The following is a 13621-nucleotide window of genomic DNA, read 5'->3' as shown; positions in this document are numbered from 1 at the left end:
TTAAAACTTCCCACTACGGACTTCAAAATGTGTCGGTTTATCAAGAGACGGTTGATCACGTGAAATCCAGTCCGCGATCCACTGAATCATTTGCTCCAAAGTCACGCGAGGCTTGTCGGATCTCGCGTGCGCGGCGCTGCCATCGTTCAACAAGGCTGTCGGCGCGGCATGCCCTGAGAACTTCGCCTCCAAGCCAAACAGCTCCGCAAACTGATTGGCAACTGTTTCCACACAAACCAATTCAGGACCTGCCACATTGATTGCCTTCGCTGGCACGCTCGCATCGGCCAATGCGGCAATCGCCAATGCGTTGGCGTCCCCCTGCCAGATCACGTTGGCGTAACCCATCGACAAGTCAATTGTCTCACCCGAGTGAACTTGGCGAGCAATGTCGACCAACACACCGTAACGCATTTCGACGGCGTAGTTCAATCGAACGAGAGACGTCGGAATCTGATAGGTATCGCTAAAGTATTGAAACATCCGCTCGCGTCCGAGCGCCGACATGCCATATTCACCCACCGGCAACAAATCGTCGTCTTCGCGCGACCAATCACCGTCGACACTGACATGCGGATAAACATTGCCCGTCGAAAACGCCATGATTCGCGATTGACGATAGCGGTGACAAACCAACGTCGGCAGATAAGTATTCATTGCCCAAGTCGCAGCCGCATTCGTGCCCGTACCGAACTTCATGCCCGTCATGTGAATGACGTTGTCAGCATCAGGCAATTGGTCCACGAAACCGTCGGCCAACAGATCGCCAGCGATCGTTTCCACCCCCAGATCCGACAACGACTGCTTTGCCGATGCACTACTGAACCGGCTAACAGCAATGATCTTGCGTTTATCACCCGCCGCCTGACACGCGCGCACCAGCATTCGCGTCAGCGTCGGCCCCATTTTTCCGCCGACACCCAACAGGATCGTATCGCCCGGCGCAGCTGCCAACGAATTGATCACGTAGTCGGTCGGTTCGCTAAGCAGATTCTCAAGCTCGGCGACATCATCAATCGCATTCGTCAAACGTAGTCTCCCTTCGTAGTCCCGCGGTCACAGATCGCAAACAGTATAACACCTCCCGTAAACGAACCCGTTGGAGTACAGCCTTTAGGCTGCCAAGCCCTGAACGCAAACCGAAACAGGCGAAACCCTTGAACTTCAACGACGTTCCGTTCTCTGTTCGCTGAGCCGACTGGTCACTCTGAGCCTCCACCAGCGAGGTACAATTGGTTTGGCTCGTTCACATTGCATTTCCGAAAAGGCACAGACCATGCCCCACACCACTCGTTGCTTCGCTGTTTTGGTTCTTTGGATCAGTGTCGCATGCCTCTATGCGGACACGCCTGAAAACCCGATTGAGACAAAGAGCATCGACCAAAATACCATGACGGACCTCGTCGTCCTGTTGCAAGACGAAGACGGCAAACCCGTCGAAGACGCTGCCGTGAAGGTTTACGCCATGCGAATGCAGGAAGGCGGCGGCCACGGCTATTGGAACAGCGAAAAACTAGGTCTGCCCAAGTCAGTGATTAGCGACAAGGAGGGCCGTGCGGTCGTCCGATACCCGGCAAAAGTCGCCTCCACACCGCATACGATGACCACTCGCTTGGTCACATTCTCAGTCAGTCATTACGAATACGTGCAGCAAATCGTGCACTTCGATCTGGGCCCCGACAAAGCCGAAGTGACGCTCAAAAAGGGCTGCGAGATCAACCTCTCTGCCGTCGACAATGACAATCAACCCATCTCGAATTTTGGCGTCATGATCGCTGGCCCCTACGACCCCACCTATTGGGTTGATGACAAGGCAACCGGTGGTCGCCGAACAGGTGCGGCCAGCGACGGCACATGGCAAACCATGCTGGTAAAACCACAAGACGACGGAGCCACTCTCTTCAGCAGCGTCATGCCGCTCCGCGTGCGCCCCAGTCAAGCCGTCCGAATTCGCAACCTAAAAATGAAGCCGGGCACAAGAGTCGAAGGCAGGTTGTCCGACAACGTCCCGCGTCCAATTAAGAATGGATTTGCGATCACCTGCACCGCTCCCAAACCGGCGGGCGATTCTTGGAATGAACAAGATCCGTCAGTGACTTGGAAAGAGTGGACAGCGATCAATGAAGACGGCACGTTCGTTTTGAAATCGATTCCCCACAGCGGGAAAGTCCAAATTATCGCGGTTTGCGATGACTGGGTTTCCGTTACCGAGCCGAAACATCGCGCGTTCGTCAAAGGCCAATTGTTTGAGGTTGATGAAGACATCATCCATCCGACTGTCGAAATGGAAAAGACGGGTACCTTGGAAGTTGCCGTCACAGATCAGGACGGAAAACCATTTACTGGGGGCAAAGTTTCCAGCTGGCCCAACCAACAGTATTACCTGGGCGGATCTACGATTTTGGGACGAAAGAACAACTCGCTTTTGTTGATTGAAAACCAGATTCGTCCGATCGATCAAAAGAAGCAGATTGATTACCGCATTCGATTTAAAACGCCATTTTCAGATCAGCCGATCGAGAAAGGAAACGTCACTTTAAAGGGACTGCCAATCGGGATGAGCGACTCTATCATGCTGGTGCACGAGGAATACATCTTCGATACCGAAGACGGAAAAAGCGACCCAAACCGAGCCTCCATTCGCTTTCTGCTCGATTCCGTCGAGCCAGAAAAGATCGAAGTGAAAGTCAAAAAAAAGTAATTCTGAACTTAGCCGCTGGCGCTAGCCACGGGCCCTTTGCGGTATCCCAAAACACACGGCCCGCGACCAGCACTTAATCCGGCGGAACAGTCGCCCTCTCTGGTTTCCGACCGGATTTGCGTCGTTGATATATGCCCGTGGCTAGCGCCAGCGGCTCACGACACCACAATCCACTTCATCCAACCTAAAGAAAGAACGAGGGGAGTTCCGAACTTAGCCGCTGGCGCTAGCCACGGGCCCTTTGCGGTATCCCCAAAACACGCGGCCCGCGACCAGCACTTAATCCGGCGGAACAGTCGCCCTCTCCGGTTTCCGACCGGAATTGCATCGTTGATAAATGCCCGTGGCTAGCGCCAGCGGCTCACGAAAACGAGATCCAAACGGCGCCACAATACACTTCATCCAACCCAAAGAAAGAACGAGGGGAGTTCCGAACTTAGCCGCTGGCGCTAGCCACGGGCCCTTTACGGCATCCCAAAAACACACGGCCCGCGATCAGCACTTAATCCGGCGGAACAGTCGCCCTCTCCGGTTTCCGACCGGAATTGCATCGTTGATAAATGCCCGTGGCTAGCGCCAGCGGCTCACGGATGCGGCGTGTGCCCAGCGACTACTTTTTCGCCACCAACCACAAACGCTAAACAAAAAAAATTCAGCGCCATTGGCCAGTTGCTGTAATCAGCGAACGAGCAGACAACTGCCTAGCCGAATTCTTTGATCGCTTGGTCCAAACCGCGCCGAGGCGTCGGCGCCCGCGTGAGCCGCGAATCGCAGTGTTCGACTTCTAAGAATGATGCGTTCGCAAACGACGGCTTGTACACGCGAAAAAGCTTTAGCATCCCGAGGATTTGAGCCCTTTCTAGCGGACTGCTATACGAGCTGTCCCGATCATCGAACACATCAGAATCAACCCATTTGCGAAGTTGAGTCTGATTCAGAAAAAAAACGCCGACATCAGATTGCTGGGTCGCATAAACCGAATCCGACGCGAGCCATATTCCGCAGTGAGCTCCGACTGCACTTTCAGATCGGCATATCGCATCACATGACGTTTTGGCAACGGACCGTCCACGTAGACTTTTCGCCAATCACCATCCACGTCGAAACGATTCGGCTGCACGATCGCTCCATCGTTGACAAGCTTGTGAAACCAAACGTGCTTGCCGAAGAACGAAGGATCCGTGATCACGATGTCGTCTTCCAGGTAACAAAGTAAATCGCATGTCTGAAACCGCGATGCCATTTCGCGATGGCAGGCAAACCCAAGCTCTTGGGGAAGCCCCCCGACCTGAATCACATTCGCCTGCGTGGGCAATCGCACCGAATCGATCAAATGATTCTCTTCGTGAACACAGATCAGAATCTCTACGTCCCACTCGGGCGGCAAAATGAACGCGGCCGAGCCAATCAGACCAGTGCGATTGTCCAACGCATACGCCGGATACGCGAACGTGCGAGCCAACTGATCCAAGCACTCTTGAAAGGCTTGAATTCTGCGTGCTGGCGATCCTGCAACCGAACCATAGGCCGTTTGATTCGCCGCCGCATTGTTGGGCGAATCCGACGGCGCACAAAAGTGCGGAATGGTCACGAGCAGTTTCTTGGTCATTGCAGCGGGGACGACTACTTCGCCACAACTTCTTTCAAAGCGGCCGAAAACTGATCCAAAAACTTCGATCCACCGCCGACAAACAAGTGTGTAATCTTTCCGTTGCGGTCCACAATCACGGTCTGCGGAATGGCGCGAGCGTCGTAGAACCTGGCAGCTTCGCCATCGACATCCATTACCACGGTTGGTTCGATTTCCATTCGCTTTAGCGCGATACGTGCTCGTTCCACACTATCCTGCAAATTCACAGCAACCAATTCCACTTCGCGTGGATCAAATTCATCGACGATGGCGTCGACTTTGGGCATTGTCGCAATGCACGGACCGCACCAACTGGCCCAAAAATCCAACACGATGACTTTGTCCCGATTCTCCGAGAGCACAAACTCCACGTCGTTGATCGTCTGAAGCTTGATCTCCGGAGCATCGCGTCCCACCAAGGGAGACGAGGTCGCCGCCGATGCCCCTTCGCCGCCTTCGCCATCGTCCAAGTAGGCCTTTGGCAGCGCGGCCAATTCCAATTTCCATGAGTCCTTTCGCAGTGCCAGCGCTTTTTCGCCTACATCACGTCCGAACAATAACGACTGAATCGAATCCAAACGAATACTGCAATCACCCAGCAAATCACTGGTTCCGCTAAGTGTTCCATCGACTAATTTCTCGGGGGAGAAAGTAACTCCGCGAGAATCAGGGCGAACGGCATGGACCAAGAAACTGGCGTCAGTCGTATTCGGGGGAGCTTCTTGCTTGGCGTCTTCATCGGCATCCTTATCCGCATCCAACCAAGGGCGTTCATGCAACCAAATCACGCGAGCCACTTTGTCTCGCGGGATCTCCTGCACTTCCAGTCGCACCTCGGCGCCGACCACGTCTTCGGTCACCCCAACCAATCGGCCACGCAAATAATCACCGGTCGTGGACACGAACAAATGGGTTGGCGGGTCGCTTTTCTGATTCCGCGGAACCGTTAGCAAACGTTTCAGTTCCAGTTCGTCGAATGACGGCTTGGTCGTCGCTTTGCCCAGTGTGATGGAATCCATTTGATCGTGCGGGACAACCGTGGTGCTAGTTTCCTCCGATGCAAACGTCACCCCCCGCTGGTCGACTGATTGCACCACGCCGTCGACCGTATCGCCCGATCGAAAGACGATTTCAAAGCTAGGCAGATTTGATTTAGCACCATCGCCTGCGGGAGCTTTCTTTTTTGCGATCGCAGGCTTTCCACCACCATTGCCAAAAATCCCACCGATCAGAGCCCCCAATCCATTATTGGGCCGACGTCGTTGCGCTGGCACGACGACTGCGGCTTTCGCACTGAGTGGCGCGTTCCGTGATGTGTAGATAATTGCCCCAGTGAATTCACGCGAAATTGCAGCCTGGCTTTCACTGGCCCAAGGTTGCCAGACCAAAACGGCATCGCCCTTCGGTGCTGCATTCTGCACGAGCGTTCCCTGTAGTTTGGCAAGTTCCGTCGTCAGCGTGCCCGCGGTCCCGGACAAATCGTCCCCCTTGAAGCGAACCGCCGATCCCGAGACGGCCACGATCTGATCGGCCGCACAACTTGCGACCTTCGCGATGCCGTTTGCCTTGAATCCAAATTGCTTGCCGTTCCCTTGGGCCAAATACCCGACCAATCGACTGCTGTCAGCAAAGTCGACTTCGATCAATCGGCTCTCGTCCAATTCAAACGCTGCGAAAGCAATTGCTTGCCCGCTCGGTTTTTCGTCCACAGCGGCGTCGTCTTCATCGCCACTGCCCTGCCCTTCTCCTTCTCCGTCTCCTTCTCCTTCTCCTTCTCCGTCTCCGTCTCCGTCTCCGTCTCCGTCTCCGTCTCCGTCTCCGTCTCCGTCTCCGTCTCCGTCTTCGTCTTCGTCTTGCTCAGATTCGTCTTTCTTGGATTCGCCTTTCTTGGATTCGCCTTTCTTGGATTCGTCTTTTGACTCTTCAGAGCTCTCGTCCTGGACAGCCAAAATCACTCGTCGCACGTCCGCCAGTTTCATTTGCAACTCTTTGCCGTCCTCATCAATCAGGTCAAGCGACTGCGTTTTTGCGTCAAACCCGACAACCTCCGCATTGACGATTTTCTCCTCCTTGTCCAAAACGTAGCTATCGGGGTACTCCGTCGAATCCGGCAAATGCCCGTCCCATTCGTAGACGTCGAATTGATCCAGCGAAACGCTTTTGCCGTGATTGTCCAGCATCGCAAATGGGTTTGCTTTCCCCGACTCTTCAGCCACTTGAATCTTTTCCAACAGCTTTCCGCGCGGTGAATACACCGCGACCAAACCGGCAACCTGATCCACGAAAAACGTCAATTCAAACTGCGACGAATCATCATCGAGTGGCAATACGGCGATGTCCGCAAGATTGCCGACTTCACGAACGACAGCGAGCTGCGCATCCCACATTTCCAATCGAACCGCAGCAATATTCTGCGTGGGCTGGACCATGGCACGCCGAACGCGTCGATTGTTGTTCTCGGGTTCCGGCGCAGGCTTTTTGGGTTCGGTACAACCAAGCGACATGACAAAATCCGCGCGGCCTTCCCAAGACATGGACAGCGAGAGCCGGAACTTTTCAGGCAAACCCACGTTCCCGCCTGCCTTGGCATCGTTGTCGGGCGACTTCAGTGATCCTGCGGCGAAATCCCATTTGTTCGTATCATCCAAAATCGTCCAATCATCGATCGATTTTGGTCCCGAATAGATTCGTTTACCGCTATCGGCGACGGCTTCGACGGCACGAAGTAGCGACCGATTAATCGTGACTTCGCCCAACGATTTAGAACTGACCACTAGGGCAGATTCATTCCATTGCTGCAAATCGCCCGTGATCCGCGTACCGCCGTCCAGCAAGAACGCGTGGCCTGATTTTTGGTCTTCGGGCGAAAATTCACCTGCAACGGATCGAATTCCCCGGACGTCAAACTCCAGCGAACTATCAAACAGATCGCTCTGAAATCCGATGTACCCTTCTCGATTAGACGGACTCAACACGCCGTCTACGAAGCTGCCGTCTTTGAGATACATGCGCAGCTTGGCGGCGTCTGCATGGACCAAACCACCGTGTAAGCAAATCAGGATCGCACACGCAACAAAACCTCGACAACCGTTCAACCATTTCATCTGCATGTTTACCGCTCGTAGATGGGTAAAAATCGATAGTTCAGTGCCAAGGCCAACAAAGCCATCGACGTGCTGTTCGCCGCGCCCAAGTCACCCTGAAAACTGCCGTCCGCTCCTTGAACTCCTTTCAGTTTCCGAATCAATCCCTTGTTCCACTTCTCCCAAGCCTCGATATCGGCTTGGAACAGAGCCTGGGCTTGGTAGTACCTTGCATACTCCGTCCATCCCGAACCTTCGCTGCGATTGTTGACCAAGTACTTCTCGACGGATTTGTACTGTTTCAGATCTTTGCGTTTCGCGATCGCATACACCAAGCAAGCGATCGATGAACGAGCGATCGATTCGCCGAACCCATCCAGACCGCCCGAGTAGCCCACGATTCCATTTCCACCGGTCATGCTGGTGAAATACTTGATCGCTTTGTTAATCGACTCGTCCGGCACTTCGATGCCGGCGTTGCGGGCCGCCAGTAACCCCATCAACACGGCTCCGCTGACCGAAGTATCCGCATCTCGTGTGTTGGGTGAATACCGCCAAGCTCCAAACGGGTTTTTCTTTTGGGATGTCACGGCACAGCGAACACCTAATTCCAGTGCCTCTCCCAAACTGCGTTGATTGGCATGCTTCTCGCCAGCCCACAGGTCCGTTTCGTCGACCGCGCCGTAGGCTTCCGCCAACGCTAACAATCCAAACCCATGGTGATACATGCTTGGCCCCATGTAGCCCGTCGATTTTGGCTGCGATTTAATGATGTTCCGAATCGCTTTTCGGATGGCACTGCTGTAGGGACCAAAATTGGGATCTTCCCCGGATGCCAAGAAAGCCAACAATCCCAAACCGGTCGTCCCTGCCCCGCGTTCGCCGCCGGTGTTCCAGGTCCCCGAGTCACTTTGCGTTTTCAGCAAGTAGCCCAAACCCTTGTCGTACATTTCACGCACATCACGCGCGACCACGTCGCCTTGCGGAACGACCAGCCCCTGACCCGACGATGATGGCACCGGCGAAATCAGAAACACCAGCGCCGCGACCAGCAGTAACCATCCAGTCCGAAATTCAAAAGATGCCTTCATCAAAACGTTCGCCTGTATTGGTAAGTCTGCAGTTTGTTCATGTTGATCTGTCACGGCACCCAACCTTGATAGCGATCACAGTACTGGTCGATCACTTTCATCTGCTTGGCATCAAAAATCTTCTCGAAATCCTGCTTGGCGTTCTTCCTGGCCTTCACCAGTTTCAAGAACCCCGAGTAGCCTTCCATGTGCTGATTGATTGTCGTTGGTAATTCTTGAGCATCCAGTACTTCCATCAATTTGTCGCGTTGATCAGCCAACATCGGCATCGATCGCTCCAAATCAGCCACATTGACGCGAACAATCGCCTCGCAACGACGCTGACGATTTTTTTTGATCTCGGCCGCGTAGAGCTCCTGCTGATCAGTCGTGAGCACCGACCGTGACACTCGATGAAAGAGTGACTGGTCACCAAACACTCCGTTTTGCACATGGGTCCGAAGCGGGCTGACCACTTGAAAGATCTTGTTGATGTCATCGTTTTGGTTGCCTTTCAAATCCAAGGCAGCGATCTTCTTGCGAATTTTGGCGACGTCACGAAAGAAGCGTGTGACGTCGGCGTCAGCGGCCAATGTCAGCTTGGATCGTTGGGCGTCGCGCAGATCACATAGCCGATCAATCATGTTGACCTGCATCTCGTAATCCGATTTCAGCTGTTTTTCAAACTGTGCTTCGGTTTGCCCATTGAGCACCCAACTGGAAACCCAGTCCTGTTGTGCCGATGCAGTCGTCGACAAAAACGCAATGAAGATCCCAAAACAGATTGAACGCACAGGTTTACTCCTCAATCACAATCGGCTCATTGCCATCGTTGAAATTGTCATGGGTGAACAGATGGCGTTGAAGTCCCTGGTAGGCCTTGCGTTGGTCGGGCGTCAAAGCAGTTAGCAAGTGAAGCGGAATGTCGGGATAGTAATTGTTGCCGTTGAAATAGTGCACCACCACCAGATCCGATCGTGACACCCAAGGAAGAATTTTTTCCTTGATCGCAGTGCGTTGCTCAGCGGTCATATCCAACCGATCTTGCAGTGATTCCAGCAGCGCATCAGCGGTCGCAGCGTGGCGGAACTGTGCCGACTCTTCCTGCTCAGTCTTCAACTGTTTTTTCTGGTCGTCATCCAGCACGGCAACAAGTTGCTCATCGACAATCTTCTTTAAATTCTGTTTACGAGCCGCGCGCGGACGCTGTGGTTGCACTCCAAAGAACATTCCGATCAGCCCCGGTTGTCTACCAACGCCGTTTGGCTTCGGTTCGTTTTCCTTGGAGACTTTCGCTAGCCATCGGTTATTCATTGACGAAAGTTTTTTTTCTTGATCATCCGTCAAATTGCAAACACGAGTGATCAAACCACGTTGGACAGCCAAGTAAGCCTGAACTTTGGCGGTTTCGGGGTCGGGAGGAAGAACGAACTCTTCTTCGTCCTCGATCGCCTGTTCATCTTCTACCAACGCTGCTTCATATTCGGCCACTGCCTCTTCCGAAACTGCTTCCGCGGCATCCTGCGCAAGTGCGACACCGCAAAATGCCGGGAATGAAATCAGCAGCATCAAGAACAGGGACGGTAGGTGGCTGGCATTCATTTTTCGCAACGTCAAACCTGCATTCAGGCGTAGTCCTGCGACGCCGCTCGCAGGGCGTTTCTTGCGACGCAAGAAAACGAACATTCACTCTGCCCTGCGAACGGCGCCGCAGGGTTACTTTTACTGGTCCCGTTCTAGCCTGGAAAAATACTCGTCCAAACCAGCTCGAAACTCTTCTGGCAGTGCTCGGCCGGATTCGCCCGTTGCCTGCGTCACTTCACTTGCGCGACGCTGCTCTTTGGCGTTGACACCTGCACCGATCAGCGCGAGCGCCGAATCTTGCGTATCGCCACTGCCGCCACCACCAGGTGACGTTCCGCCGCCTCCACCGCCCTTGGGGTTGATGCGTTTGGATGCCAACAGCAACTCAATCGCTTCGGTTTCCGCCGCGATGGCTCGATCGCCCGTATCGGGTGAGACCAAAATATTGACAGCCTCTTTCATTACCGACTCAACTTTTGTCAGCATGTTGATCTCTTTGGCAAAGCCCTCCGGTTCGGGAAGTTCGTTGATACGGTCAATGACTTTATCGGTACGGTCACGCAGTAAATCCTGCGTCTCGCTCAACCGAATCCCTTCGCTAATGTAATCGTCTCGCTCCATCGCTTCTTTGGCTTGCTCAGCGACCCGCGTCTCCTCGCGCAAGTTCACTTCGCCTTCTAGGATTTGAAGTACTTCTAAAATGACGGATGGTGGCAAACTGCCAGCCGATTTGCCGCCCGGTCACGTACCGCCACTCATCGGATCGACCAAATCATCCGCCCAGCGATCAAACGTGTCGGACCAATATTCGGCTTGAGCAATCGACATGCCCTGTTTCTTGGGGATCTTTTCGCCTAGGTCAGTCAGCGCCGTCAGGACTTCGGCCGCTCGCATTTCGTCCAGCACATTTTTGAACTGCAACATGCGGCGACGTTGGTAGTAGCTGTCCATGTCGTCCATGATGTAGGACACGTTCTGGCTGCTCTTCTTTTCGACTTCCGCCAAATCACCCAACATCTTGTGATCTTCAGGCTTGGCCAAACGCTTCGCACCAAACACCGCATTGATTCGACCACCGATTCGCTCGGCGACTTGGTCTTGCTCTCGTGAAGCGGCTTTAAGCCGTTTGACCAACGTACTGCCTTCCAAGTTGGCCAGAATTGCGTTCATCTCTTCGGCCAATTTTTCGAACTCCGCCAGCAAGTATTCCTGCTCTTTGATCGCTTCATCGACAGGAGCCTCTTCGGGGACTTCACACTCTTCGGGTGTTTCACCTTTTTTGCCCGGACTAGCAATCGTGGTGGTGGGCAATGTGAGACGCGGAGCACCTGGTGGTTTGGGCGCCGCTGGATCGCCGCCCTCTTCATCAAGTGGTTGCTGCGACGATTCGCGATCGGCGATCGTAGGAACCCGAGGCATTTCCTTGGCATTCGCATCATCGTCGCCTTCACCGCCTGGCGCAGTCTTGTCGTCCAAACTCTGGCCAGCTTTGGGAGCTTCGGGCTTCGGCTTGGAGGGTTCACCACGAGCAACTTTGTCGTCTGTTGAAGCTTTGGCTAACAGTTCGGACACCGAAGGCATTCGATTCGCTGCGATGTCCTTCAAAGTCTGCTGCATTTCTGCCCACCGCTCCAAGTGCCCCACGCCAATCTCGGGATTGCGTGCGGCCATCTTAAGCAGGTCTTCGCCGGTTTTGTTCAGATTGTCCAAACGACGACCGTTGGACGATTCCGCGCCGGCTTGTTTGCGAAGTTCGTTTCGCATGTCATCGTCGTTTAATTCGCTGGCCGTCATGGCACGCAGTTGCTTGTTGCGTTCATAAAGCCTGAGTTCGCGGTCCCGCACATCCAAGGATGCCCGATGCCATTTGCTCAGCTGGCTGGTCACCCAGATCGCGTGCTCCTCGGCAGTCAACACGTAGAAGATGTGCGGAGCTGAATAGGCTCGCTCGCGACCGGGCAAGTAGTCCTCGACCCACAATCGGACTTCAACCGGCTGCGGGTCGATTCCCAACCCGTTGGCCGAAAACGTTGCCGGCACTTGAATCGATGACTGATCGGGGCCGCCAACCGCAAGCACCTTTTCGCCCTCGGCTGGTTTGGCCAAGCGGTCGTCGAGTCCCTTCCAAGTAAACCCGATTTTCTTGACGCCAAAATCGTCCGCCGAAAGAGCACGGAAATTGAGTTGTTCGCTATCGAGCAACACGGCTTGGCGGGGAAAATCCTGCGTCACCACACTTGGCGGTTCATCAACAAGCGGCTTGATCGCTAAATCAAACGGCTCGCGACCGGCCAAACCGAACTGGTCTTTCCACGACAAACTCATCTGCCCTGCGTCCGTGACGTCGACTTTGCCCGATGCAAACGATGCGTCGATCACAGGAACCGAATTTTCGTTGATGCTGGCGGAATCAAGCTGCCGCGATGCGGTGGCTGAAACCTTGGCCGTGCTGCCTTCGACGACGCTCAATGTGCCGCCCCGAACATCTCGCTCGACGGCTTCGTTTAGTCCCAGGTATTCGGGCAATTGCACCACAGCATTTGCTGCAACCAATTCGGGCCGAATCTGAGGATCAAGCGTGACGTTTTGATAGAAGTCGCCAACGCGAACCATCATGTCCGTTGGCTGCATCCTGGGCGGCAATTCAAACTGGTATCGGTTGTCGACAATCGACACGACATTGTCCGGCATGCCTTCGATCTCGATGGTTGCCGAAGCGGGCTGCCAACGGCTTGTGTCAGAAAGCGAAACCGTCCAAGAGACGTTTTCACCGTGGGGCACGACCATCGATTTTGGCAATGCATTGACTTCGGTAAATGTGTAACGCGGTGTGTCGATCCATGGCGCAGCCATTCGCGCCCAAGCGTTTTTAGCGGCTGGCCCAGCGACGACGCCCAGCACAACGGCGATGCCCGCGGCAATGGCCAACACGCTGCTCCACAATTTGACGCGCGACGTCGGTGCCGCGGCATTCAGATCACGACTCTTTGCCGACACAGCAACTTGTTCGATGGCGGCTTCGCACAATTTGCGAGAACGAGCTTGTTCGGTTTCGCTGTCGGCCAGTTCAATCACACCCAGCAGTTGATCGCCGATATTGGGTTCGCGAACACGCAGCAACTTGGCTAGCTGATCCAGGCTGCGGTGTCGCCAAACCCAGCGGTGAAACGCCCACGGCACGACCAACCAAACCGCCAGCGTGGCAAAGAAGATGCCCAAGCGGACGGACGCGGGCGTGTCCCAAAATCGATCGACGATGAACACCGTCAAGAACGCAATTAAGATCGCCGCGACTGCCATGGCAATCGCTTCGGCCATCTTGGTGGTCCATACCTTGCTGCGAAACCGCGACAACTGTTCTTTCAAGCTGTCCGGCACACGGAGCAAGTCCGGGTTTCGATCGGGAGAGGCAACACTCATGGGATGGTCTCTGTAGAGGTCCAGTGTTTATATCGCGTGTTGTTTGTTAGCCGCTGTCGCTAGCCACGGGTCTTCGCCGGCTTAACTTGCACCTGCGTGAAAGGCCCGTGGCTAGCGCCAGCGGCTAACGAGT

The 13621-nt window shown here is 54.4% G+C and carries 9 protein-coding genes; 1 reads left to right on the top strand and 8 read right to left on the bottom strand.

The genetic code is table 11. The features are described 5' to 3' along the window. Positions 1–1029, bottom strand: coding sequence for an NAD-dependent epimerase/dehydratase family protein (locus K239x_RS03895; protein WP_419189646.1), 1029 nt, complete (start codon positions 1027–1029; stop codon positions 1–3). 247 nt (positions 1030–1276) lie between these two features. Between K239x_RS03895 and K239x_RS03890 the strand changes: the two genes are divergently transcribed. Further along, complete coding sequence (locus tag K239x_RS03890) at positions 1277–2701, top strand: hypothetical protein (RefSeq protein ID WP_419189645.1); 1425 nt, start codon at positions 1277–1279, stop codon at positions 2699–2701. 934 nt (positions 2702–3635) lie between these two features. On the opposite strand, the gene K239x_RS03885 is transcribed toward K239x_RS03890, so the two are convergent. The 7 genes from K239x_RS03885 to K239x_RS03860 form a co-directional block, all read right to left on the bottom strand. Further along, on the bottom strand, positions 3636–4310 hold the full coding sequence (locus K239x_RS03885) for a hypothetical protein (protein WP_145416342.1): 675 nt from the start codon (positions 4308–4310) through the stop codon (positions 3636–3638). A 14-nt stretch (positions 4311–4324) separates the two neighbouring features. Then, positions 4325–7441 carry a TlpA family protein disulfide reductase gene (locus K239x_RS03880; RefSeq protein ID WP_145416341.1) on the bottom strand — a complete coding sequence of 1039 codons (3117 nt, stop codon included), beginning with the start codon at positions 7439–7441 and terminating at the stop codon, positions 4325–4327. Between the two features lie 2 nt (positions 7442–7443). Continuing rightward, entirely contained in the window at positions 7444–8505 is a 1062-nt protein-coding gene (locus K239x_RS03875) for a prenyltransferase/squalene oxidase repeat-containing protein (protein ID WP_419189644.1), read from the bottom strand. A gap of 50 nt (positions 8506–8555) precedes the next feature. After that, entirely contained in the window at positions 8556–9278 is a 723-nt protein-coding gene (locus K239x_RS03870) for a hypothetical protein (protein ID WP_145416340.1), read from the bottom strand. A gap of 4 nt (positions 9279–9282) precedes the next feature. After that, positions 9283–10170, bottom strand: coding sequence for a hypothetical protein (locus tag K239x_RS03865; RefSeq protein WP_145416339.1), 888 nt, complete (start codon positions 10168–10170; stop codon positions 9283–9285). A gap of 36 nt (positions 10171–10206) precedes the next feature. After that, complete coding sequence (locus tag K239x_RS28240; RefSeq protein WP_419189643.1) at positions 10207–10737, bottom strand: hypothetical protein; 531 nt, start codon at positions 10735–10737, stop codon at positions 10207–10209. A gap of 72 nt (positions 10738–10809) precedes the next feature. Further along, complete coding sequence (locus tag K239x_RS03860) at positions 10810–13488, bottom strand: hypothetical protein (RefSeq protein ID WP_419189642.1); 2679 nt, start codon at positions 13486–13488, stop codon at positions 10810–10812. Positions 13489–13621: the final 133 nt, after the last annotated feature.

The organism is Stieleria marina (assembly GCA_007741555.1).
Classification (GTDB): domain Bacteria; phylum Planctomycetota; class Planctomycetia; order Pirellulales; family Pirellulaceae; genus K23-9.
This window is presented reverse-complemented; position numbering and strand designations above follow the sequence as displayed.